This window comes from Kitasatospora sp. NPDC091207, from assembly GCF_044768625.1.
Lineage (GTDB): Bacteria > Actinomycetota > Actinomycetes > Streptomycetales > Streptomycetaceae > Kitasatospora.
In genome coordinates this window covers 36,927-60,339 of the sequence record NZ_JBIVVS010000012.1, presented here as the reverse complement: position 1 = coordinate 60,339, position 23,413 = coordinate 36,927, and the positions used below count along the sequence as shown (strand labels likewise).

The following is a 23,413-nucleotide window of genomic DNA, read 5'->3' as shown; positions in this document are numbered from 1 at the left end:
CACCGTCACCGCTCCTGCTGACCGATCCGCTCCCGCAGGCCGGCCAGGATGGCGGCCGCCTCGTGCAGGCCGAAGCCCCGGCAGCGCTCGGCGGCGGCGGCCAGCCGGGCGCGGGCCGCCTCGGTGCGGCCGAGGTCGGTGCCCTCGATCAGGCCGGCCAGCCGGACGGCCTCGGCGCGCGGCGTCTCGGCCGGCTCGCCGCCCGCCTCGTAGGCGGTGACCGCCAGCTCGGCCTCGGCCAGCGCCGACTCGTACCGCCCGGCCACCGCGTACACCCGGGCCCGCTCGTAGTGGGCGGCGCCGCGCAGGTACCACGGCGCGTGCGGCTCGCCGTCGCGCTCGGCGGCCTCCCGGACGGCATCCGCCTCGGCCAGCCGCTCCAGCGCCGAGTCCAGCCCGTCCGGGCCCTCCTCCCGCATGGTGAGCCGGGCGAACTCCCGCAGCATGCCGGCGATCTGGTCCGGCCGCGGTGCCTCGGCGTGGGAGGCCAGGGCGCGCTCACGGGCCGCGTGGGCGGCCTCCCAGCGGCCCGCCTCGGCCAGCGCGAGCACGGCCTCGCCGGCGACCACCGTGTGGGTGTGCCGCTCCTCCCAGCCGGCCACCTCGTCGGCGAGTCGCAGGTACTCCTCCGCCGCGTCGCGGAACTCCTCCAGCGCGAACAGTCCGCGGGCGAGGTCCAGCCGGGCCTGGGCGAGCATCCGTTCGTCCAGGTCGGGAGCGGCCGGGTCGAGCAGCACCGACTCCAGGACGGCGACCGCGTCGGCCGCCCGGCCGGCGTCCCGCAGCAGGTCGGCGAGCTGGAGCCGGGCCTGGGCGGCCTCCTCGGCGCCCGCCGGACCCTTCCGGTCGAACCGCGCCGCGGCCTGGGAGAGCGCCCGGACGGCCGCGCCGTTGTCCCCGAGGTGGGCACAGGCGTGGCCGAGCATCATGTACGTCGCCCCGAACGGGTACGAGTCGTCCGCCCAGCGGGTGGCCTCGGCCAGCGCCCGGTGGAAGACCTCGACGGCTTCGGCCTGCTCGCCGCCCTTCAGCAGCACCTGGCCGAGCAGACCGAGCACCCGCGGTGTCTGCCAGGGCAGCTCGGCGGCGTCCAACTGTGCCAGCGCTCCCCGCAGTTCGGCCACCGCTTCGGCGGTGTTCCCCTGCCGGGCCGCGACGTCCGCGCTGTACTGGCGGGCGGTGGCCGAACGGCGCAGCGAGCCCCGGTCGGTGCTCTCCCGCCGGTAGGCGGCAACGGCGCGCTCGAAGCGCTCCACCGCCTCGGCCGGGGGCTCGGGCAGGGCCCGGACCAGGTCGTGGTGGGCCGCGAAGGCCCGGCACTGCAGCACGATCAGGTAGTCGTCGACCGTGATGGCCGCCCCGCCGACGGCCTCTCCGGCACCGGGCTCCCCGGCACCGGACGCCCCACCGGGCTCCCCGGCACCGGACACCCCGCCACCGGACACCCCGCCACCGGGCTCCCCGCCGGCGGCCAGCAGCGCCTCGGCGGCGGCCAGCGCCGCGTCCAGGGCCGGCCAGTCCGAGGTCGCGCCCTCGACGTCACCGAGCTCCACCACCAGGGCGCGGGTGCGCACCATCAGGGCCTGCCCGGCCAGCCCCTCCTGCTCGAACAGCCCGCCCGCCTCCAGCAGCGCGGCCCGGCCGCCCGACCAGTCGTCCGCGTCGAGCGCCAGATGGGCGCGCTGCTGGGCGAGTTCGGCCCGCAACCGCCCGGCGCTGCCGGCCCCGGTACCCTCCGCGTGGACGTAGTCGGCGGCGGTGAAGCGCTCGGCGACCCGCTGCCACAGCCGGTCCCCGTCCGGGTGGCCCAGCAGGTCCAGCTCCCGGGCCCGGGTGACCAGCGCGGCGAAGTCGGCCGGCTCCGGCTCGGGCGCGCGCGACGGCACCGGCGGGGTGGCCGGCGCGGCCGCCGGCTCCGGCACCGCCGCGGCCCGCACCCCGAGCGCCAGCGGCTCGGCGAGCAGCGGGCGACGCTCCAGCCGCACCCGGCGGCGCGCACTCACCGCGTCGGTGCCGTTGCGCGCGTCGAAGCGGGCGGCCAGCGCGTCCGCCTCGGTGCGCAGGTGGGCGAGGAGCGAATCCACCGTCCAGGCCGTCCCGGGCGGGCCGCTGACGGTGAGCCCGCCGTGGCCGCCCCGGGCCAGCCCGGCGATCAGCACCTCGACGCCGGTCAGGAAGTCGAGCCGGCCGGCCGGATCCCCGGTGACGGCGAACAGGTCGCGGTTCTCGGCGAGGATCTCCAGACCGCGCGGCTCGTTCCCGGACAGCGCGCAGAACTCCACGTGCAGGCCGACGGCGCGGGCCATCCCGGACTTCCCCCGGGCGAAGCGGTAGCCGACCAGGTGGCTGGAGCGCGCCTCGTCCGGCCGGCCCTCGCGCAGCAGCGGCAGCAGCGCGTGGGCGTGGCTGAGGTAGGGCTCCTCGGCGCAGGTGCTCTCGCCCTCGAAGACCGGCCGCCAGGCCTCCAGGGCGCGCCGGTCGTCCCCGGCCCGTACGTGGTGGTCCGCCTGGGCGCGTATCTCGCAGGCCCGGCAGTCGCTCAGCTCGCCGCGCCGGCGGGCCGCCCACAGCTCGAAGGCGTTCTCGGTGTCGACCCCGGTGTGCGCGGCCAGGTGGTAGCGCTGCGCGTAGTAGGGCTGCAGGCCGTGCCCGGCGTCGCGGTAGCGGTCGCGTATCTCGGTGTGCCAGCGGCGGACGGCGGCCAGCGGGACGTCGGGCGTGCCGAGCAGCGCGGTGGCCACCCACTTGAACCGCCAGAACACCTGCTGGCCGGCCCACTCGCCGAAGCCGTCCCGGTCGGTGTCCCAGAGCTTCAGCACCCGGGCGAAGACCACCGGGGCCTTGCTGCGCTCACCGTCGTACTCGTAGGCCTCCATCAGCTCCAGCAGGGCCATCGCCCGGATCGCGGTGTCGTCGAACTGCTCGGCGGCATCGACGAGTTCCTCGGCGGTCACGGTCCGCTGCCGGCCGTACGGGCGGGCGTCGTTCTCGCGCAGCGCGGCCATCACCGCGTCGACACTGTCCAGCACGTCCACGGTCAGGACTCCTTCTGCGGGTCGGCCGCGTCACGGCCGGCGGCCGGACGCCCGGCCGACTCGTGGCCGAGCATGGCGTGGTCGAGCAGGCTGATGAACGACCGGTTGAGCAGGGCGCTCTCACTGGACTTCAGCGGGCGGCGGGTGAGCAGGACGGCCTGCCCGTACAGGGCCTCGACGGCGGTGACGGTCAGTTCGCGGTCCCCGACCGAGGCGGCCCGGCGGACCAGCGGGTTGAGGTGGTTGAGCACCAGCTGGGCCCGGGGCACCTCGGCGCGCAGCGAGCCGAGGATGTCCGCCCACAGCCCGTCGGCCTCGTCCGCGAGCTGGGCGCGGGTGCGCTCGTGCCGGGCCTCGCGGTTGTCCAGCAGCAGCGCGGGCGCACTGCTGGGGTGGAAACTGCGCAGGGCGACATCGCAGTCGAACCGGCCGACCACCTCGCGGGCGACGGTGAGGAACGCCGCCGCGGCCAGTTCGGCCGCCGGGTCGACGGTGTCCAGGTGGGCGGTCACGGTGCCCGGGTCGAGGTCGGCCACCGACGTGCCGGGGCGGATCTCCGGCAGCCGGTGGACGAGGTCCCGGTCGTAGGTGTAGCCGCCGTTGACGACGCCGAGGCCCGCGGCGGCCGCGATCGGGGCGACCTGGCGGAACTCCTCGACCGTCCGCGTCACCAGGACGACCGGGTGGGCGCGGGCGAACTCGTCCAGGGTGACGTTGCCGTCGGTGGTCTCGAACGGCAGCCAGGGCAGCAGCATCCGTAGCAACTCGTCGTCATAGCGGGCGAGTTCCTTGACGGCGAGGTGGTGCACCGAGATGAAGCGGTGCAACAGCGCCGGGTCGCTGGCGGAGAGGCCGGTGAGCCAGTCGCGGATGCGCGCGCCGAGGGCGTCCCGGACGGCGGCGAGCGTCTCGTCCGCGTACAGGCCCTCGCGGGAGGCGGTGGGGCGCAGGCTGTCGGTGTCGACCACGCAGCGGACGAAGAACGCCCAGTCCGGCAGGAGTTCGTCGGCCTGCTCGGAGAGCAGCATGCCCTTGAGGTGGACCCGGTGGCCGGAGCGGCGGGACGGCGGGACGGCGTCCGGCAGGACGTAGGCGACGCCGCGCAGGCCCACCAGCGGCAGGTCCAGCTCGATGGTGTCCAGCGGGGTGAAGTCGAACGTGGTGCGGCAGTACGCCGCCAGCGCCTCGCGGCGGGCCAGCGGGGAGCCGTGCCGCTCGGCCCACGGCGGGGTGCGGTTGACCCGGGTGGCGGTGCCGCGGCCGTCGACCACCGTCACCTCGTGGCGCAGCAGGCTGCCGAAGTCGCGGGCGAGCGAGAGGACGCGGTCGGACCTGGTCCACTCGGCGGCGTCGGCCCGCGGCGCCAGCCGGACGGTGGTGCCGGGCTCGGGCCGGGCCTCCGACGGCAGGGTGCGAATGGTGTAGCGGCCGTCGGAGCCGCCGCGCCACTCGATGACCGGCGCGTCCGGGGTGGCGGCGGAACGGGTGACCACGGTGATCTCGTCGGCCACCACGAAACAGGCCAGCAGCCCGATGCCGAACTGGCCGATGAAGTCCCCGCGGGCGCGGGCCAGGCCGGCGCCGTCGATCCGGCCGTCGGCGTCGCGCTTGGAGCTGCGGCCGATGGTGGCGAGGAAGGTGTGCACGTCGGCCTCGGTGAGACCGATCCCGGTGTCGGTGACGGTGAGGTCCTCGTCGGCGTGGACGGTGATCCGGGCCGGCGCGGACGGGTCGAGCGCCTGCCGGGCGGAGATCGCGTCCACCGCGTTCTGCAGCAGCTCGCGCAGGTAGACCCGGGGGCTGGAGTAGAGGTGGTGGGAGAGCAGGCCCACCAGGCCGCGCAGGTCCACCTGGAAGGTGTGCGCACTCGTCGGGTTCTCGGAAGGGGACACCGCAGGCTCTTTCGATCGCATCGGGTGTGGCGGGAGGTCCGGGGCGCCGGCCGGGGGTCGGCCCGGCGCAGGCCGGTGATCCGGCGGGGCCGGCGGGCCGGTGGGGCCGGTGGGCTAGCGTGCGCAGCGGTCGCGGTGGACGCGGAAGGTCTCGACCGGGTCCCCGGCCAGGTAGTTCCACGGCGATTCGGTGACGGCGCCGTCGAGTGCCTCGAACAGGAGGTGGGCCGTCCTCGGCTGGTCGGCCAGCGAGAAGACCATCGCGAAGGTGTTGAAGGCGCCCTGCCAGCCGCGCGGGCGCGGATGGTCGGCGTGCAGCACGGAGCGCCGCAGCGCCTCCTGCAGCTCGGCCAGCACGGCGGGGCCGGTCAGGTAGGCGTGGTCCTCGCCGTCCGGGAGGTCCAGCCAGTGCTCCAGGTGCGCGAGGGCGACCAGCTCACCCAGCGGGCTGCCCTCGGGGGCGGCCAGCATCGCGGAACGGGCGAAGGCGTGCATCTCCTCGTGCGAGCCGCCCCACTTGGCGCAGAGCTGCTGGAGGCGCTGCTTGTGCGAGCCGAGGTGGCCGGGGCCGCGGCGCAGGGCGGCCTCGAAGCGGTACCGGGAGACGTCCGGACCGACCGAGACGCCACGGCCGCTGATCTGCAGGAAGTACCAGGGGGCGAGCCACCGCGGCTCGCGCTCGGCCACCGCGAACAGCTGCTCCTCGGCGGTGTCCAGCCGCTGATGGAAGAGCTCCCACTGCTCCTCGGTGACGAACTCGGCCCGCTGACGGGTCCGCGCCTCCCAGGCCCAGGAGACGTGCCGGGCGCCGGAGAGCAGCAACGGCAGCGCGTCGTCGGGCTGCGCGGCGGCGGCCTCGGCCGCCCAGTCCTGCACGCCGGCGACGTCGGAGAGGGCCACCAGCAGCCAGGTGAGTTCGGCCCCGTCCGTGACGGCGGCCAGGGCCGGGCGCAGTGCGGCCCAGTCCCCCGCGGCCGCGTGGGCGAGCATCAGCCGCAGCTCCTCGTCACCGGCGGCCGGGTCGAGCACCGGCAGCACGCCCGCGGGCGCCGCGGAGCGCCGGCCGATGCCGAAGCCGAAGCCCCGGCGGCCGTCGGCTCCGCCTCCCGCGGCACCCTCGCCGGAACGGCGTCGGAAGAACGACATGGTGTGGCCCCCTCGAACAGCATTGGCATCTTTCACATGGCCGCACACTGGCCGCCCCAGAGGCAGTACATATCACGGGCACCTGACATCCCGTCGGCCAGCCCGAGCTCGAAGCCCAGGTCACGACGGGTCGGCATACCCCTGTGCGGTATCGGGCGGACGAATGGCGGAGGCGCCGTGCGGGGCCCGGCACAGAGATGGCGAGGGGCGGGCGAGGGGCCGGCCGCCACCGAGACCGGCGGGGCTGTTCGACGGACCGGCGGCACGGCGCGCGCGAGGCCGTCCGGCGGGCCCACCCGGGCCGCGGTCTCCCCCACCGGGCCGAGCGCGGCGCCCGGGCCGGCGGGCGGGCGGCAGATCGGCGACGGTGCGCGGCCGGCCCCTGGCCCGCACTCGGCCGACCCGAGCAGCCGCCCTGCCGCTGGGCCCGCCCCCGGCCGTCGGGGCCCCGCGCACCGCCCGGTCCGGCGGCGAGGCCTTCCACGCGGAGCCCCGCCCCCACGAAACAGCGGTACCCCGGGGCCGGACGGCCCCGGGGTACCGCCAACCGGCGCGCCGGCCCCCGTACGCGCGGGGATCGGCCTGCCGTCAGGTGTTCACCCGGCCGTCGGCGTGCGGAGCGAGGCGAGCGTCTCCGCGTACAGCGTCTCCTTGATCTGCCCCCGGACCGGCCGGGTCTTGCCGGCCAGCGCGCGGGCCCGCTCGACGGCGCGTCCGAGCAGCCCGTCGAGGTCGGCGACCTCGTCGACGATCCCGGCCGCGAGCGCGTCCCCGCCGCCGTAGCGGCGGCCCGTGGTCATCGCCTCGTGCGCGGCCTGCGGCGTCAGCCGGGCCCGGATCAGATCCGACATGCCGCGCTGGAAGGGCAGGTCCAGATCCACCTCGGGCAGGCAGAAGTAGCCGCGGTCGGCCCGCATCACCCGGACGTCGTGGGCCAGCGCCCACATCGCCCCGGCCGCGAAGGTGTGCCCGTTGAGCGCCGCGACGGTGACCACCGGCGAGGCCAGCGTCCGGGCGAGCAGCGCGTGCACCCGGTCCAGGTAGCCGGTGTACTGGTCGCCGTGGTCGAGCAGCCAGCCGAGGTCCAGGCCGTTCGACCAGAACTTGCCGCTGCCCGCCGTGACCAGCGCGCGCGGCCCCTGCGCGCCCTCCACCTCGTCGAGCGCCGCCTCCAGCCCGGTGAGCCGGTCCGGATGGAACAGGTTCTCGTCGTCGGGGTCGAGATGCAGGACGAAGACCTCGCCGTCCCGCTCCAGCTTCGGCATGCGTCGCTCCTTCGCGTCGTGCGTCGTGACGTCCCCCGCCCGCGGCCGCGGGCGGGGCTCCGATGACCGCCGACGGCGGCCGGCCGACGGGCGCGGTGGCCGGGAGCCGCCGCGCCGCCGGCCCGGCCGCCGGGTCAGCTCCCGGGCCCGGCCAGCGTCAACCCCTGCAGCCGCCCCTGCTCGTAGGCGGCCACGATCGCGCGCCGCTGCAGCTTGCCGCTGCTGGTGCGCGGCAGTTGCCCGGGCTTCAGGTAGTGCACGTCCTCCGCGCGCACGGTGACGCCGATCGCCCGCACCAGGTGCTCGACGACCCGCGCCCGGGTGCCCGGCACGTCCTCCCGGGCCTCGCGGTCCACCTCGGTCAGGACGATGATGTGGGTGCCGATCTGCGCGACCGCGGTCCGGCCCTCGCGGACGAACGGCAGCTGTTCGACCGCCTGCTCGAAGTCGGCGGCGAACAGGCTGCGGCCGCCGACCTTGATCCGGTCGCTGATCCGGCCGGTGATGAACAGCTCCCCGGCGTCCAGGAAGCCGGTGTCGCCGGTCGCGTAGTAGCCGTCCGGCCCCCCGATCGACCCCGGCCGGTCGAAGTAGGCCTCCGCGAGACTGCCGCCGGCCAGCTCGATCTCACCCAGCTCGTTCTCGCCGCAGACCCGCCCGTCCTCGCCGCGCAGCCGGACGGCGAACTCCGCCATCGGCCGGCCCACCGAGATCGCCGGGACCCCGGACGGCGAGGTGGCCACCCGGACCTCGCATCCCACCGGCCGGCTGGCCACCAGCAGGACGGCCTCGGCCATGCCGTAGCAGGGCATGAAGACGTCGCGCCGCAGACCGGCGGGCGCCATCAGGTCGAGGAACGCCTCCAGGTTCGGCAGGTTGATCGGCTCGCTGCCGAGGTAGATCGACCGCATCCCGGAGACGTCGATCCCGGCGATCTCCTCGGCGTCGAGGTCCTGCATCAGCTTGAGCGAGTAGTCGACGGCGAAGTTCGGGATGACCGTGCCGACGGCCCCCTCCCGGCCCATGTGCTCCCACCAGCCGCGCGCGTCGAACAGGAACGTCACCGGCTCGGCGAGCAGCAGGTCGCAGCCGACCGCGAAGCAGGACAGCATGCCGCCGACCAGCCCCATGTCGTGGTAGAGCGGCAGCCAGCTGCTGACCCGCTCCTCGGGCCGGCGGCCGTCGGTACGGGTGATCATGGTCAGGTTGGCCCGGAGCCGCCCGTGCGTCACCGGGATGCCCTTGGGGAAGGAGGTCGACCCGGAGGAGAACTGCACGAAGGCCAGTTCGTCGTCGCCGGGCGTCCGCAGCCGGGCGCCGGCCCGGCGCAGGCCCGCCGGGGGCATCGCCAGCACCTCGACCGGCCGGTCGACGTCGGCCAGGGTGGGGACGTCGAGGATCCGGGCGGCGTCGAAGTCCGCCGCGACCCGGGCCAGGAACTCCTGGTAGCCCGCCTTCGGCGTGTTCAGCACGAACGGCTTGACCGAGAGCGGCACCGCGCCGATCTCCATCAGCGCCAGGAACGCGAAGACCACCGGGACGGACGTCTCGAACGGGAAGACCACCCGGGTGCCCGGTCCGACCCCCTGGTCCCGGAAGAAGTCCGCGCAGGCGGCGATCTGTTCGGGGAAGTCCCGGTAGGAGGTGAACTCCGCCGGCTCGCCGTACTTCTCGTACAGATGGAGCCCCCGCTCGGGCGGGCACTCCTGGTTGCGCTGGATGTGTTCGAGCACCGGTCCCCTCCTGGTCGTTCGTCGATTGGCTACTGCACCGCGCCTGCGGACAAGCCGTCCTGGCGTGTCGTCAGACCGGCGTGGAGGCTTCCAGGAAGTCCTGGAGCGAGACCAGGCAGCGTTGCCGCGCGTCCAGGAAGGCCACCGTCACCAGCGCGTCCACCGCCGGCCGGTCCGCCTCCGGCAGGTGGATCCGCTGCCGGAACCGGGCCCGGAAGGTGATGCCCTCCTCGTCCCACTCCTCCTCCGAGGGCGACGCGAGCACGGTCCGCACCTCGACCCGGCCGCGCGGGATCTCCGCCAGGTAGTCGATCTCGGTGCGGGCGACCACCGCGATCAACCGGTCGCCGTGGACGAACCCCTGCCGGCCGAGCCAGTCCCACCGCCCGGCCTCCAGGTACTCCAGCGCGACCGCGTTGTTGACGTGCCCCAGCGCGTCGAGGTCGTTGGGGCGCACCGGGAGCATGAGGCGTGATTCACCGAAGAACACGTCGGACCGTCCGTTTGATCGTGCCGAAAGGGCCGGCCGGGCGGCCGGGAACGCGCGGCCGGCCGGGCGGCCGGGAGGCGTGCGGGTGGGCCGAGCCGGGCGGCCGCACCCCCACCGGCGCCCCGGCGGGGTCCCCTCGGCGCGCGGGGCGCCGTGCGGGAGCCGCGGGGGCCCGGCGTCAGCTGTCGAGGAGGTCCATCCAGGTGTCCTCGACCTCCTCGCGCGAGTGCACCTCGATCCCGGTGATCTTCTTCAGAGCGCCGCAGACCAGCTGCTCCTTCTTCTCGATCGCCTCGGGGCGGTAGCCGGTGTCGGCCGTGTCCAGGTGGTCCCACCAGTTGACGTGGGTACCCCGGTCCTCCTTCTGGTCCCGGGCGCTGCCCAGGAGTTCGCCGTCCTCGCGGAGGAAGAGGTGGGCCACCGCGAAGGCGTCCTTGGCGTGGTACTCACCGCTGTCCACCAGGGCCTTGGCGAACGAGACGAAGTAGTTGCGGTGCTGGATCTCGTCGGCCGCGACCTGCTTGAAGATCCGGCGCAGGCCGTCGTCCTGGATCACGTGCTGGCACTGGCCGTAGTTGACGGCGGCCGTGATCTCGGAGATCGCGAGCAGCACCAGGGTGCGCAGCATGTCGTCGTCCGGGAACACCTTGCGGAACGCGAGGAAGGTCTCGTCGTCGATCGGTTCCATCCCGCTGACGTCCGCCAGCCGGTTGAAGACCGTCTCGTGGTGGGCCTCCTCCTCGTTCCAGTAGCGGCTCCAGGTGCCGCACGACTCCATGACCGCCGCGAGCGCCGGATTGCTCTTCTCCCAACGGCGCACCTCGGCCTCGGCCTGCCGCTCCAGGCGGTCGGCGCCCGGCTTGGTGGTCAGCTCGGCCCGGCCGGCGTTCCAGACCAGGTTGCGGTCGAGCGGGGTCAGGCTGTCCAGGTCGACGGCGGAGAGCATCTCGACGACGCTCCACCGACGGGACTCGTGAAGCCGCTGCTGCTCCCAGGTCACGTCGACGAGGGACATCCCGCGCACCGTCAGCGCGTCCCAGAGGTCGGTGATGATGGCCGGCGGCTCGGCGGGGACGACGGCCTTCCGGACGACCGGACCGGCGAGGTCCGACTCGGTGACGCTCACGCGGCCGCCTCCTTCGCCTTCTGCTTCTCGAACTCCTCCAGGAACACCTTCAGCACCATCGGGGTCGGGGTGTCCAGGGGCAGCGCGGGCAGCCGTACCCGCACGCCGTAGTCCTTGCGGAGGCCGTTGGCCGTCCGGGCGAACGCCTCCATCAGGTCGATGCTGTTGGTCATCGTGGGGCTGCGGCCGATCACCTCGGCCAGCGTCACGTCGTCGGCGAACACTTCCTCGTCCGCGAGGCCGGCGTGCTCGCCGAATTTCTGCCGGATGTAGGTCTCAACTTCGGGCGTCACCATGGCTCAGAATCATACAAGTTGGCGATTGAACGGGCCAAGTGATCACAGTTACAAGGAAGTTAACGGATCGTCAGAAACGCCCAATGCCAGCACCGCTGGGCCCCCGGCCGGAACGGGGGGCTCGCATCGGTAATCGGCCACGGAATTCGACCGGAATTACCCGGCGCCCGCCAGATCGGCGGGCGCCGCCGCGGCCGGGCTCCGGCGGATCGTCACCGCGGCGAGCAGCGCGACCGCGAGCGCGAACCCGATCGCCAGGTACCAGGTGTCGCGCGCCGCACCGAGCGTGTCGGCCGCCGAGGCGGTCACCACGGAGACCGCAAGGGCCGTCCCGAGTACCGCCCCGAGCTGCCGGAACGCCGCGTTCGCCGCACTCGCGGTGGCCAGCCGGGCCGGTTCGACCCCGGCCAGCGCGACCGCGCCCAGCACCGGCCAGACCAGGCCGGCCCCCGTACCCATCACGACCGCGCCGGGCAGCCAGTGCGCGAGGAAGTCGGGCCCCCGGCCACCGCCCCGGAGCAACAGCAGTGTCCCGCAGACGTAGGTCAGGCAGCCGGCGATCACCACCGGGCGGTCGCCGAACCGCTCCGCGAGCCGGGTCGCCGGGCGGGCGACCAGCGCGGTGGCGATCGGCGGTGGCGTGGTGGCCAACCCGGCCGTGATCAGCGACCAGTGCCAATTCCCGGTCAGAAAGAGAATGTTGTTCAGAATGACCATGTAGAAGGTCACCGAGAACAGCATCGATCCGAGGTTGCCGCCGATCGCCCCGCGCGAACGGAGCAGATCCAGCGCGATGACCGGCGCCGGATGGCGGCCACTGCGCAGCACCGCCGCCACCGCCAGCAGCGCGCCACCGGCCAGCGCGCCGACGGTGCCGGTGCTCGTCCACTCCCAGTCCGGACCCTTGACCAGCCCCAGGGCGAGCAGGCCGAGCGCGCCGCCGAGCAGCGCCGCGCCCAGTACGTCCGGGGTCGGACCGCCACGCTCGCGCTGCTCGGCGAGGGACCGGGAGGCCCACACGGCCAGCACCCCGATCGGGATGTTCACCAGGAAGACCGCCCGCCACGACCAGTGCTCGGCGAGCAGCCCGCCGAGGCCGGGCCCGATGCCGGCGGCCAGCGCCGCCGCCGCGCCCCAGATGGTGATCGCGATCAGCCGCCGGGCCATCGGGAACATCGGCATCAGCAGGGCGAGCGAGGTCGGCACCAGGATCGCGGCGCCCACCGCCTGCACCAGCCGGGCCGCGATCAGCACCGCCGCCGAACCGGCGAGGCCGCAGACCACCGAGGCCAGGGTGAAGAGCGAGAGCCCGACCGCGAACGACCGCCGGCAGCCGAGCCGGTCGGCAGCCCGGCCGGCCGGCATCAGGAAGGCCGCGATCACCACGTTGTAGCCGTTGAGCACCCATGAGAGCGTCGGCAGGTCGGAGCCGGAGAAGGTCTTGGCGATGTTGGGGAAGGCCACGTTCACGATGGTGCTGTCCAGGAAGGCCACGAAGGCCCCGAGACAACAGAGCAGCACCGCTCGCACGGGCGGACCGGCGGGCGGACTCGCCACGGCGGCGGGGCCCTTGACGGGCGCGGCGGGCGGTTCGGCCATACGGGCGTCCTTCCTGGGCGACGGGGGCAAGCGATCGGTGCGCCGCCGGGGCACCGCGCCGCGGCGGACCGGGCCCCTGTCGGACCGCGCCCCGCACACCGCCGTCGAGCCGCCGGGCTCCCCAGCCCGCGCCTCTCCCCCTCGGGGCACGCCTGTTCGACGCGCCCCCACCGCACACCCCAGGGGCGTGTGCGGGCAGGCGGAACCGGTCGTCCCCCCACCTGTGAGCCGAGTGCGCGATGCCACAACTCATCGCACCGCGAAGCGTGTTGACCACGGAACCAGCCACGCTCGACCCCGCCCACGCCGGTGGGCCTGATCAGATTGCGCTTTGTTACCCGCCAGTGTCAATCCCCTCCCGGCCACCGGACACCGGCGGGAGGAGCGTCCTCGCCCCCTCCCGCCGGCCACCACGCCTGCCGGTGCCGCGGGCCGCTCGGCGGCCGGCCGCCGAGCGGCCCGCGGCACGGATCAGTTGACCAGGACCGCGGGGCCACCCGGCAGCGTGGTGTCGGTGACGGGGGCGTACGCGGCGGAGAAGTAGCCGTCGGCGGGGCAGAGCGACGAGCCGCCGCTCTTGGCGAAGTGCTCGTTGCGGAAGGCCATGCCGTGGGTGGCGTTGTCGGCGTTGCCGGTGAACGCGCCGCTGAGCTGGTAGGTGCAGGTGAGGGTGCCGAACCAGCTGTTGAGCACGGCGGTGGCCTGGATCGGTCCGGCGGCTCCGCCGGTGAGGGTGACCGGCAGGCCCGGGCCGTCGTCGACGGCGACGACGTGCGGGAGGTTGCCGACCGTCAGACTGCGGACCGAGGTGACCCCGGTGACGTTGCTGGTACAGGAGCCGAAGGTCAGCCCGGTCAGCGACTCGGTCGCCGTGCCGGGCGCGGCCGGGTTGGTCAGCACCGTGGCGGCGAGCTGGGAGACGGCGCAGGTGACGCCGGTCGTGCTGGTCGCGGTCGAGTAGAAGGTGGCGCGGGTGTTCGCGGCGAGCGGCGCGGCGAGCGCGTCGCCCACTCCGACCGCGGTACCGCCCGCGGTCAGCACCGCGGTGGCGGCGACGGGACCGGGCGCCGCGGACGCGGGAGCCGCGCCCAGCGCGAGGGCGGCGGTCGCGGCGAGGACGGCGGTGACGACGACCGCACGGTGACGACGAAGGCGCATGGCAGGGCCTCTTCCTCGATGAGGGGGAATGGAGAAGGCGAACGCGCGCTGCTCCCGGGGTGGGGATCGGGGAGCTGACTACGTTGTAGAACCGTGTCGATGCACCGTCAAGGCATTGCGGGGCAACTTGCTGACTTTTCGTCAACAAGCCTGCAACGCGGCACACTCGGCCCGGAGCCCGCACCGCTGACCGGGCTGGACTCCCGCCACCCTCCCCGGTCCACGGCGGCCACCTGCGTCGGTACGCACCCGACCTCCTTCCGGCGGCGTACCCGGATACCTCCGCAGACCGAGAGGCGGCTCCTCAGCCAGGGTGACGATCCGGCGGCGGGCGGCCGGAAGGCTGAGGCAGGAGGCGGACGCGGTCCGCCCACAGCCGGGGAGGAACCCAATGAAGCGCCGTCTCGCCTACGCCGTGGCCGCAGCGGTCTGTCTCGTCCTGGCCGCGCCCGCGGCCCCCGCGCTCGCGGCACCGGCGGGCGCGCCGCCGGCCGACTCCTCGGGCGCCGCCGACGACCAGGCCGACCGGGGCTCCGCCGCCCAGAAGCGCCGGCAGGCCCTGACGGCGCTGACCGACGCCGGGGCGGCCTCCGCGATCGCCGAGATCCACGACCGCCGCGGGGTCTGGCGCGGCGCCTCGGGAGTGGCCGACCTGGCGACCGGAGCGCCGGCCCGTGCCGACGGCCGCTTCCGGGCCGGCAGCGTCACCAAGATGTTCGTCGCCACCACCGTGCTCCAACTGGTCGGCGAGCACCGCCTCGACCTGGACGACTCCGTCGAGAAGCACCTGCCCGGCCTGGTGCCCGGCGGCGCGGACATCACCGTACGCCAGCTGCTCAACCACACCTCGGGCCTGTGGGATCCGACCAACGAGAGCGGCGGGATCTTCCCCGAGCTGTTCGACCCGGCGGTGTTCCGCGCCTGGTACGCCGACGGCGGGCTCCAGCGCACCGTCACCGCCCGGGAGTTGGTCGCGGCCTCGGCGGCCCACCCGCCGTACTTCCCGCCGGGCTCCGAGTGGCGGTACTCCAACACCAACTACGCGCTGCTCGGCCTGCTGATCGGGAAGACCACCGGCCACGACTACGGCCAGGAGATCACCCGGCGCATCCTGCGCCCGCTCGGGATGACCGGCAGCTCGTTCCCGGGCACCGCGAGCACGATCCCCGGCCCGCACGCCCACGGGTACTGGACGATCGTCGAGGAGGGGGCGCCGGTCCGGAAGACCTATGTCGACGTCACCGAGCAGAACCCCTCCTGGGCCGGCGCCGCCGGGGAGCTGATCTCCACCACCGCCGACCTGGCCCGCTTCGAACGGGCCCTGCTCGACGGGCGGTTGCTGCCGCCGCGGCTGATGCGGGAGATGACCTCCGCGGTGCCGACCGAGCCCGGGTCGCACCAGCTCGACTACGGCCTGGGCCTGGCCCGGTACCAGCTCTCCTGCGGGCCGGTCCTCGGCCACAACGGCGGGATCTTCGGGTACGACACCCAGCTCTGGGGCACGGCCGACCGCCAGGTCGCGCTCTCCTACACCGGCCGCGGCGACGCGAAGGACGAGGAGGCCCAGCTCACCGCGATGCGGGCCTTCCTGGAGGAGGCGTTCTGCGGCGGACGCTGAGGAGCGCTGCCGGGCGGCCGCCCGGCAGCGCGGGTCAGGGGTGGCGCAGATCCTGGTAGGAGCAGGAGGAGTTGGAGCCGCTGGCGATCACCGCCCACCCGGCCGGGACGGGGCGCAGAGGCCGATCCGGGCCTGCGTCCCGAACGGTGGATCGGCGGCGGGGGCGGCCGGGGCCGCGGCGGCCCCGGGAGCCCCAACGGTGCACACCAGGCCTCCACGCATGTGTTGACCCCGTGAACCTCGTGCGTCCTGACCCCTTGTCAGGCCAATCATTCCTACCTACCTTCGGGGGTCAGGACCCCCGGCCCCACCGGGCCCGGCGGTTTCGCGACGGCCGGATCCCCCGCCGTCGCAGGACGTACGGCCGTACCGACGTACCGCCGTACGACAAGACCTGGAGGCGTCACATGCCCGTAGCCATGATGGACGAGATCCGCGACGCGGGTCCGCTGGTGGTCGACGACGAGGCCATCCTGTTCGAGGACGACGACCGCAAGGACCACGAGGTCACGGCGTGTCTCGCCGACCCGTGGGTCACCGCGACCACCCGTTTCGCCTGCGACTTCAACTCCTAGCGGTGACCGGGTCCATCGCCGGCCGCGGCGGGTGGTCCGACGACACCTGGTCGTACCTGAACGATCCGCGGATGCCGGCGGTGGACCACGGCTGGAAACTGCACGTCTCCACCCGGCCGGACGAGCTGGACGCCGTGACCGGCCTCGTCCTGCCGGTGCTGCTGCGACACGTCTGCCACGCGAAATGGGCCAGGAACCCGGACACCCTGCGGGCGCTCAACTCCGGCGCGTCGAGCGCGGGTGCCGTCGGCAAGGCGGTCACCGTCTACCCGGCGCCCGGTGGCGTCGTCGGGCTCGCCGACGAACTCGTCGCCGTGCTGCGCGGCCGGGAGGGTCCGCAGGTCGTGAGCGATCGGCGGGTCGACCCGGACTCCCCCGTCTACTACCGCTACGGCCCCTTCACCGGTGACTACCGGACCGGTCGGAGCGGGCGGCTGGAGTCGGTCATGACGGGCCCGGACGGCCGGGCCTTCGACGGCCTGGCCGGCGGGTCGTACCGGTGCCCGCCCTGGGCCGAGGACCCCTTCGAACACCGCCCCCGGCCGCTCGCCTCCCCCGGATTCGGCGGTGGCCGCTACCGGGTCACCCGCGGCATCGCGCGCAAACCGCAGGGCAACGTCTACCGCGCGGTCGACCAGGTCACCGGGGAGCCGGTGGTCGTCAAGCAGGCGCGGGCCTTCGTGGCCGAGGACGAGTCCGGCGCGGACACCCGCGACCGGCTGCGCAACGAACGCGCGGTCCTGGCCGCGCTCGACACCGTCACCGGGGTGCCCCGCGCGCTCGACTACTTCCGGCACCGTTCGGACGAGTACCTGGTGATGAGCAGCTGCGGCGACCGGGACCTGCGGCGGGACGTCCAGGAGCACGGCCCGTACCGCGAGGACCCGGCCCGTCCGTCCCGCACGCTCTCCGGGCTGGCCGCCGGGCTGCTCCACGTCCTGGACGAGATCCACCTCCGGGGCGTGGTCGTCCGCGACCTCAAGCCCGACAACGTCGTGCTCGACGACCGCGGCCGGTGCCGGGTGGTCGACTTCGGGATCAGCGCGCTGGCCGGCGTCGGTCCGGACGGCTCGACCCCCGGCTACAGCGACCCGGTCCGCCGCGCCGCCGGACCGGCCGAGCCCGCCGACGACTACTACGCCCTGGGCGCCACCCTCTGCTTCGCCGCCACCGGCATGGACCCGGTGGTCGTCGACACCGACACCGCCGTCAACCGGGACCGCACCCTCGCCGGCCTGGCCTGGGCGCTTCCGGGCGAGGACCAACGCTGGATCCGGTCGGCCGTCGCCGAGTTGACGAGCTTCGACCCGGTCGTGCGGACGGCCGGCGCCGACCGGCTCCGCACCGGGGCACCCCGGGTGTTCCGGCCCTCCGGGGCTCCCCGGCCGCCCCAAGGGCCCGGCCGGCCCCGGCTCGACGACGACCTGCTCGCGGAGATCATCGACCACACGACGGCGTACTGCGTCACCGAGGCCCACCGGATCGCCGACCCGGTGCTCGCCGCCCGCGCGAAGATCCCGACCCCGGTCGACGTCTACGGCGGAAGCTCCGGGCTCGGTCTGGAGCTCCTTCACCACCTCCACCGACCGGGGGTGCGCGACGCCGTCGACGCCCTGGCCCGGTGGACGGCGGGCCAGGCCCGGAGCCTGTCCCCGGGCTTCTACGCGGGCCGCACCGGCGTCGACCTCTTCCTCGCCGAGGCGACGGCGGCGACGGCGACAGCGACAGCGACGACATCGACCGCAGCGGCGACAGCGGAAGGCAGCGCGGACGCGGACCCGGCGGCCACCGCCGGACCGACCGGCCACCCGGCGCTGCCCACCCGGGGGCCGGACGGCGGACCGCCGGAGGCGGACCTGATCGAGGGCGTCGCCGGTATCGGCGTCGGCCGGCTGCTGCTCGCCCGGCACGCCCGCGCGGCCGGCGCCGCCCCGCTCGCCGACCGGCACCTCGCCGTCGCCACCGCGTGCGCCCGCATGCTGGCCTCCGACCGGGCCCGGCTGACGCCCGCGGGCGCCGGCACGAGCGGCAGCGCCGCCCTGCGCGAGGGGCTGGCGCACGGCGAGGCGGGCGTCGCCTACTTCCTGGTCGAGTACGCGAGCGCGACCGGCGATCCCGCCGCCGTCCGCCGGGCCCGGCAGGCCTGCGCGCACCTCGCCACCCTCACCCCGGGCATCATCGCGGCGGCGGGCCTCCCGGGCGCGACCCGCCGTTACGGCTCGTGGTGCCGGGGCCTGGCCGGGATCGGGGCGGTGCTCGTCCGGGCCGCCGACCGCCTCGGCGAACCCGGCCACCTCGACCTCGCCCGGCGGGCCGCGCGGACCTGCGTCGCCCTGGTACCCCGTATGCCGCTGACCGGCCAGTGCTGCGGGCTGTCGGGGGTGGGCGACCTGCTGCTGGACGTCGCCGGGGCGTCCGGGTCGGAGGAGTTCCGGGACGCCGCCGGGACCGTCGCCTCGATCATCCTGAGCCGCAGCGGCGGCGCCCCGGCCCGCCCGGTGTTCCCGGACGCCGGCCTGACCGGGTCGAGCGCCACCTGGGCCGGCGGCTCCGCCGGCGTGCTGTCCTTCCTGAGGCGCCTGCACGAGCGGGGCGGACGGCGGATCGGCCTCATCGGCTGACCGGTCCCGGAGGCCACCACCTGGGGCGGCCGTTCAGCGGTGCTCGGGGTTCTCGAAGTCGAAGCGGCAGCCGGCGTCCCACTCGGAGCGCTGGTTGCCGTGGGCGGGGATGCCGCCAGCGTCCTTGAGCATCCGGGCGAGGTGCAGCAGGTTCCAGGTCATGAAGGTGGCGTTGCGGTTGGTGAAGTCGTTCTCCGGACCGCCCGAGCCCGCGTCGAGGTAGGACGGCCCCGGGCCCGCCTCGCCGACCCACCCGGCGTCGGCCTGCGGAGGGATCACATAGCCCAGGTGCTGGAGCGAGTAGAGGACGTTCATCGCGCAGTGCTTCGCGCCGTCCTCGTTCCCGGTGATCAGACAGCCGCCGACCCGGCCGTAGTAGGCGTACTGGCCCTCGGAGTTGAGCAGCGAGGAGCAGGAGTAGAGCCGCTCGATCACCTGCTTCATCACCGAGGAGTTGTCGCCGAGCCAGATCGGGCCGGCCAGGACGAGGATGTCGGCCGCCATCACCCGGCTGTAGAGGACCGGCCAGTCGTCGGTCTCCCAGCCGTGCTCGGTCATGTCCGGCCAGACGCCGGTGGCGATGTCGTGGTCGACCGCCCGGAGCACGTCGACCTGGACGCCCTGGCGTTGCAGGATGCCGGTGCTGATGTCGATCAGGCCCTGGGTGTGGCTGCGTTCGGGTGAGCGCTTGAGGGTGCAGTTGACGACCAGCGCGCTCAGGTCGTCGTAGGTGCGGGGCGAGGTGGACATCGGCGGCCCTTTCGGAGGAGGCGGTCGCCCACCAGTCCAGCCGCACGGCCGGGGCGCCGCCCGTCGGGCTGGGCCGACCGCGCGAGTGGGGCGGCCGGGGCGGGTCAGTCCTCGTCGGCCGGCGGCTCGACCGGCGGCAGGACCGGCGACTCGGCCGGCGGCTCGACCGGCGGCAGGACCGGGGTGACCAGCAGCCGCGCCGCCAGCACCGCGCCGCCGGTGACGGCGGCCAGGGTGGCGTCGTGGAAGGGGCGCAGATTGCGCTCGTGCCAGAGCGTCTGGGTGGTGGCCCAGGCGGCGTCCAGGGCGCGGGCGACGGAGAAGCTGCCGACGAGGTGCCGCAGCGACTCGGCGGCCCGGGCGTCCGGCGCGGTGAGTTCGGCCCCGAAGGACGCGCGGGCCTCGGCCTCCGCCTGTTCGAGCAGCTCGGCGGCCCTGAGGTGGTCGGCGTGCACCGGCGGGGTGTCCGGCGTGGTGCGGCGCTCGATGCAGGTGGCCACCAGGGCCAGCGGGAGGTCGTGGCTGAGGTGGGCGCTCATCCCGGCGAACGCGAACTGGATCGGCCGGACCGCCCGGTCGCCCCGGGCCTCGAACAGCGGCTGCCAGGCCTCGTTGACCGGGCGGCCCCCGTCGGCGGCGTCCACCGCGTCGACGTACTGGTGGGCGAGGAACACCTCCAGGCCCTCGGTGAACGCCCGGTCCTGGAAGGAGCCCGCGGCGAGCTGCCGGCCGGTCAGCTCGACGACCCGCAGGTACATCCGGTTGAAGCAGGCCACGCCGTCCGCCGGGTCCAGCCGGGCCTCGATCGCCCGCATCCGCCCGATCACCTCGTCGATGCTCTTCGCGGCCCTGGCGTGCGACTGGGTCATGGCCATCCCTTCCGAAGCGGTCAGTGCGGGGTCGGACCCGACTGCCACGTATACACAGCGGCCACCGCCGCCGGGCCCGCGCGCAGCCCGGACACACCGCCGCCCGTCACCCGAACCGCCCACCGCCCGGTCGCGGCCGGGCCCGGAACGCGCGGAGGCCGCCCCCGCCGACAGGCTGGGGCGGCCTCCGGCCGGGCGGGGGTCAGGGGCGGCTGCCTCCCCGGGTCGAGACGGCGACGTAGTCCACCCGCATCGGGTGGCCGGGCTCGGTGGCCGGTCCGGGGGTGGCGCCGAGCGCGGCGGGCAGGTTGCCGCCGACGGCGACGTTCAGGATCAGGAACAGGCCGTGGTTGACGGCCCTGTCCCAGGTCGCCCGGTCCATCCGGTCGGCCGTCACCCGGTGGTGCTCACGGCCGTCGAGGTACCAGCGGACCTGCTCGGCTCCGGGGGTGAGGTCGACCTCCACCGCGTACCGGTGGAAGCCGGTGCGGCAGTCCGCGCCGCACGGCCGGTCGCCCGAGCCGAGGCCCTTCGGCTCCTGGCAGGGGCCGCCGTCCAGGGTGCCGCAGTGCATCGTGCCGAACACCGAGTCACGGCCGTTGACCTGCTCCATCACATCGAGTTCGCCGATCGCGGGCCAGCCGGTGTAGCCGTTGCGCAGCTCGCCGCCGAGGGTCCAGAAGGCCGGCCAGTAGCCGGCCGCGGCCGGCCCGGTGACGTCGGGCAGGGCGATCGAGGCCTCGATCCGCAGCACCCCGCCGGGCGGCGGCGCGAGGTCGGAGCGGCGGGACTCGATCCGGCCCGAGCTCCAGCGGCCGTTCTCCAGGGTGGGGACGATCTCCAGCGCGCCCCGGCCGTCGAGCCGGACGTTGGCGGTCGAGTCGGTCATCGTCTCGATCTCCCCGGTGCCCCACTGGGGGGCCGGGCAGCCCGGGTAGCAGGTGCCCAGGTCGTACTGCCAGTGGTCGGCGGAGGGGCGGCTGCCGGCCGGGCCGTCGAAGTCGTCCCGCAGCACCGGGGTCCAGCCGTCGGTGCCCCCGGTACCCGTGGCGGCGCCGCCCGGAGCACCGGTGGCGGGCACCAGCCCGGCCTCGGTCAGCAGCCGGTCGAGCCGGGGCGTGAGGACGACGGCCGCGACGTTGGTCAGGTGCGCGTCGTCCCGGTAGAGCAGGATGCGCTCCAGGACGGCCGGGCAGCCGCGCCCGGCGCCGGGGCACAGCACCGAGTTCAGCTCGACCGACCGGACACCGGGCATCCGCCCGGCGGCGATCTCCTCGGCGAGCGGGTCGGGCCACTGCGCCCGGCCGCGCGGGAACTCGCAGGCGGCCGGATCCTCGGTGTGCCCGGAGACGCAGGCCGGGACGTCCGTCCCGGGGATCGGGGTGTCCTGGATGTAGACGATCGGCACGTCGAGCGCGCGCAGCGGCGCCAGCGTCCGCTCCCAGCCGTCCAGCAGGACCCGGCGGTCGTCGGTGTAGCGGTTGAGCGCGGAGACGACGATCAGCTTGGGCTTCGGCCCGCTCCTCAGCCGCTCCAGGGCGGCCGTCCGCCAGCTGTCGCACTCCCAGTAGGTCCGCCCCAACTGCGGGTTGACCACGTCGAGTTCCGGCAGCGGGCAGCCCTGCTTGACCAGCTCCTCCAGCGCCCAGTGGCGCTGGGCGGCGATGGCCAGCACCGGGGAGAACCACTGGCCGGCGTGCGAGTCGCCGAGCAGGACGATCCGGTCCGGGCTCGTGGTGTCGCCGAACAGGCAGGCGGGGCTGGTGACGGCGCTCGGCGCCACCTCGCACTCGCCGTCCGGCGGGAAGTCCTTGCGCGCCTGCGCCGCGGCCGGGACGACCGGGCCGCTCGTGGGCGCGGCGGCGGTGCGCACCAGCAGCGAGGTGCCGTCGGGCGAACCGGGTGGCAGACCGAGCAGGTCCACCGGTCCGGCCGGGCCGAGCAGTCGCAGCGTCCCGGTGCCGACGACCAGCGCCAGCACCACTGGGACGATCACCGCGGTCAGCCCCAACGAGAGCCCCCGCCTGGGGAGTTCGGAGACGGTCCGGCTGCGGCGCAGCGGCTGCTCGATCCAGCGCAGCACCGCCGCGGCGGGCAGCGCGGCCGCCGCGCTCAGCGCCACCTTGGCCGGCCAGCCGAGCGTCCCGAGCCGGGCCTCGGCGAGCACCAGGACCGGCCAGTGCCACAGGTAGAGGTTGTAGGAGAGCCGCCCGATCGCGCGCGGGGCGCGCAGGCCCAGCAGCCGGTCCACCCCGTGGCCGGGGGCGGCCGCCCCCCGGTCGGCGCGCCGGTCGGGCGTCCCGGCCAGGATGATCGCGGCGGTGGCGACGGTCGGGACCAGCGCGGCGTACCCCGGGTAGGGGGTGCCGGCGTCGTAGGCGAGGACGCACCAGCCGATGGCCAGCAGCCCGGCCCAGCCGGTGAGCAGGCGCAGCGGGCGCGGTCCGCGCAGCCGGTGCCAGGGCAGCAGGGCGAGCAGCGCCCCGACCCCGAACTGCCAGACGCGGGACGGCGTGCCGAGGTAGGCGAGCGAGACCGAGCCCCGCGTCCAGTGCAGCGACAGGGCGAAGGAGGCCAGCGTCAGCGCTCCGGCGACCACGGCCGCCGCCGTCCGGACGGCCCGGCCGCGGCGGACCGCCCGGGCCGCCAGGAACACGATCAGCGCGACCAGCGGCGCCCAGAACAGGTAGAACTGCTCCTCCACCGCGAGCGACCAGAAGTGCAGCAGCGGGCTCGGGTCGCGCCCGGCCGCGAGGTAGTCGGTCTGTTCGGAGATGAAGCGCCAGTTGGCGACGGAGAGCGCCGCGGCGAGCACGTCGTGCTCCAGGTCGGCGCGGCGCAGCGGGACGGTCAGCCAGGCGCCGGCCAACGCGACCGCGCCGAGCACCACCGCGGCGGAGGGCAGCAGCCGGCGGGCCCGGCGGGAGAAGAACTCCCCCAGCCGGATCCGGCCGGTGGTGACGGCCTCGCGCACCAGCAGGCCGGTGATCAGGTAGCCGGAGACGACGAGGAAGACGTCCACGCCGACGAAGCCGCCGGCCAGTCCGGGTACGGAGGCGTGGAAGGCGAGCACCGCGAGGACCGCCACCGCGCGCAGGCCCTCGATGTCGGGACGGAAGCCGGCCTCGCGGGAGCCCGGCCCCGGGCTGCCGGAGCCCCGGGAGCCGGAGCCGCCGCGCGGCGGACCGGGAATGGTGTAGGTGTCCGGCAGGAGGTCCGGACCCGTGGTCGGGGACATCG

16 protein-coding genes are annotated in these 23,413 nt (G+C 75.0%); 3 read left to right on the top strand and 13 right to left on the bottom strand.

Annotation, left to right across the window (positions count from 1 at the left end; translation table 11 throughout):
- Positions 1–5: 5 nt before the first annotated feature.
- The 10 genes from ACIQTO_RS20760 to ACIQTO_RS20715 form a co-directional block, all read right to left on the bottom strand.
- A complete protein-coding gene (locus ACIQTO_RS20760) occupies positions 6–3,035 on the bottom strand; it encodes a hypothetical protein (protein WP_402389867.1) in 3,030 nt (1,009 codons plus the stop codon).
- 2 nt (positions 3,036–3,037) lie between these two features.
- Positions 3,038–4,948, bottom strand: coding sequence for an HSP90 family protein (locus ACIQTO_RS20755; protein WP_402389864.1), 1,911 nt, complete (start codon positions 4,946–4,948; stop codon positions 3,038–3,040).
- A gap of 93 nt (positions 4,949–5,041) precedes the next feature.
- Positions 5,042–6,073, bottom strand: coding sequence for a hypothetical protein (locus ACIQTO_RS20750; protein ID WP_402389862.1), 1,032 nt, complete (start codon positions 6,071–6,073; stop codon positions 5,042–5,044).
- A 596-nt stretch (positions 6,074–6,669) separates the two neighbouring features.
- Positions 6,670–7,338, bottom strand: coding sequence for an enoyl-CoA hydratase/isomerase family protein (locus ACIQTO_RS20745; RefSeq protein ID WP_402389859.1), 669 nt, complete (start codon positions 7,336–7,338; stop codon positions 6,670–6,672).
- A gap of 134 nt (positions 7,339–7,472) precedes the next feature.
- Positions 7,473–9,071: an AMP-binding protein gene (locus ACIQTO_RS20740; protein ID WP_402389857.1), complete on the bottom strand. Its 1,599-nt coding sequence runs from the start codon at positions 9,069–9,071 to the stop codon at positions 7,473–7,475.
- Between the two features lie 70 nt (positions 9,072–9,141).
- The gene (locus ACIQTO_RS20735; protein WP_402389854.1) at positions 9,142–9,537 is read right to left on the bottom strand and encodes an acyl-CoA thioesterase; all 396 of its coding nucleotides are present in this window, start codon (positions 9,535–9,537) and stop codon (positions 9,142–9,144) included.
- A 202-nt stretch (positions 9,538–9,739) separates the two neighbouring features.
- Entirely contained in the window at positions 9,740–10,687 is a 948-nt protein-coding gene (locus ACIQTO_RS20730) for an acyl-ACP desaturase (protein ID WP_402389851.1), read from the bottom strand.
- Positions 10,684–10,983 carry a hypothetical protein gene (locus tag ACIQTO_RS20725; protein ID WP_402389849.1) on the bottom strand — a complete coding sequence of 100 codons (300 nt, stop codon included), beginning with the start codon at positions 10,981–10,983 and terminating at the stop codon, positions 10,684–10,686. Before ACIQTO_RS20725 ends, ACIQTO_RS20730 begins: the two co-directional genes overlap by 4 nt.
- Positions 10,984–11,139: 156 nt before the next feature.
- Positions 11,140–12,582: an MFS transporter gene (locus ACIQTO_RS20720; RefSeq protein ID WP_402389846.1), complete on the bottom strand. Its 1,443-nt coding sequence runs from the start codon at positions 12,580–12,582 to the stop codon at positions 11,140–11,142.
- 471 nt (positions 12,583–13,053) lie between these two features.
- Complete coding sequence (locus tag ACIQTO_RS20715; protein WP_402389843.1) at positions 13,054–13,740, bottom strand: Tat pathway signal sequence domain protein; 687 nt, start codon at positions 13,738–13,740, stop codon at positions 13,054–13,056.
- A 391-nt stretch (positions 13,741–14,131) separates the two neighbouring features.
- Here ACIQTO_RS20715 and ACIQTO_RS20710 point away from each other — a divergent pair, with 391 nt between their 5' ends.
- From ACIQTO_RS20710 to lanL, 3 genes are all read left to right on the top strand, one after another.
- The gene (locus ACIQTO_RS20710) at positions 14,132–15,358 is read left to right on the top strand and encodes a serine hydrolase domain-containing protein (protein WP_402389841.1); all 1,227 of its coding nucleotides are present in this window, start codon (positions 14,132–14,134) and stop codon (positions 15,356–15,358) included.
- A 407-nt stretch (positions 15,359–15,765) separates the two neighbouring features.
- Positions 15,766–15,933 (top strand): SflA family class IV lanthipeptide, encoded by a 168-nt coding sequence (locus tag ACIQTO_RS20705; protein ID WP_380572126.1) that lies wholly within the window; start codon positions 15,766–15,768, stop codon positions 15,931–15,933.
- A gap of 2 nt (positions 15,934–15,935) precedes the next feature.
- Positions 15,936–18,554: a class IV lanthionine synthetase LanL gene (lanL, locus tag ACIQTO_RS20700; RefSeq protein WP_402389839.1), complete on the top strand. Its 2,619-nt coding sequence runs from the start codon at positions 15,936–15,938 to the stop codon at positions 18,552–18,554.
- A gap of 33 nt (positions 18,555–18,587) precedes the next feature.
- Here lanL and ACIQTO_RS20695 read toward each other — a convergent pair whose 3' ends face one another.
- The 3 genes from ACIQTO_RS20695 to ACIQTO_RS20685 form a co-directional block, all read right to left on the bottom strand.
- Positions 18,588–19,304 (bottom strand): flavodoxin family protein, encoded by a 717-nt coding sequence (locus tag ACIQTO_RS20695; protein ID WP_402389836.1) that lies wholly within the window; start codon positions 19,302–19,304, stop codon positions 18,588–18,590.
- Between the two features lie 104 nt (positions 19,305–19,408).
- The gene (locus tag ACIQTO_RS20690) at positions 19,409–20,173 is read right to left on the bottom strand and encodes a DUF5995 family protein (protein ID WP_402389833.1); all 765 of its coding nucleotides are present in this window, start codon (positions 20,171–20,173) and stop codon (positions 19,409–19,411) included.
- 202 nt (positions 20,174–20,375) lie between these two features.
- Positions 20,376–23,411 (bottom strand): acyltransferase family protein, encoded by a 3,036-nt coding sequence (locus ACIQTO_RS20685; RefSeq protein ID WP_402389831.1) that lies wholly within the window; start codon positions 23,409–23,411, stop codon positions 20,376–20,378.
- Positions 23,412–23,413: the final 2 nt, after the last annotated feature.

Excerpts from the sequence above, each read along its gene's own strand:
- ACIQTO_RS20755 (WP_402389864.1), bottom strand. The coding sequence starts at position 4,948 with ATGCGATCGAAAGAGCCTGCGGTGTCCCCTTCCGAGAACCCGACGAGT.
- ACIQTO_RS20750 (WP_402389862.1), bottom strand. The coding sequence starts at position 6,073 with ATGTCGTTCTTCCGACGCCGTTCCGGCGAGGGTGCCGCGGGAGGCGGA.
- ACIQTO_RS20745 (WP_402389859.1), bottom strand. The coding sequence starts at position 7,338 with ATGCCGAAGCTGGAGCGGGACGGCGAGGTCTTCGTCCTGCATCTCGAC.
- ACIQTO_RS20735 (WP_402389854.1), bottom strand. The coding sequence starts at position 9,537 with ATGCTCCCGGTGCGCCCCAACGACCTCGACGCGCTGGGGCACGTCAAC.
- ACIQTO_RS20725 (WP_402389849.1), bottom strand. The coding sequence starts at position 10,983 with ATGGTGACGCCCGAAGTTGAGACCTACATCCGGCAGAAATTCGGCGAG.
- ACIQTO_RS20720 (WP_402389846.1), bottom strand. The coding sequence starts at position 12,582 with ATGGCCGAACCGCCCGCCGCGCCCGTCAAGGGCCCCGCCGCCGTGGCG.
- ACIQTO_RS20715 (WP_402389843.1), bottom strand. The coding sequence starts at position 13,740 with ATGCGCCTTCGTCGTCACCGTGCGGTCGTCGTCACCGCCGTCCTCGCC.
- ACIQTO_RS20710 (WP_402389841.1), top strand. The coding sequence starts at position 14,132 with ATGAAGCGCCGTCTCGCCTACGCCGTGGCCGCAGCGGTCTGTCTCGTC.
- ACIQTO_RS20705 (WP_380572126.1), top strand. The coding sequence starts at position 15,766 with ATGCCCGTAGCCATGATGGACGAGATCCGCGACGCGGGTCCGCTGGTG.
- ACIQTO_RS20695 (WP_402389836.1), bottom strand. The coding sequence starts at position 19,304 with ATGTCCACCTCGCCCCGCACCTACGACGACCTGAGCGCGCTGGTCGTC.
- ACIQTO_RS20690 (WP_402389833.1), bottom strand. The coding sequence starts at position 20,173 with ATGACCCAGTCGCACGCCAGGGCCGCGAAGAGCATCGACGAGGTGATC.
- ACIQTO_RS20685 (WP_402389831.1), bottom strand. The coding sequence starts at position 23,411 with ATGTCCCCGACCACGGGTCCGGACCTCCTGCCGGACACCTACACCATT.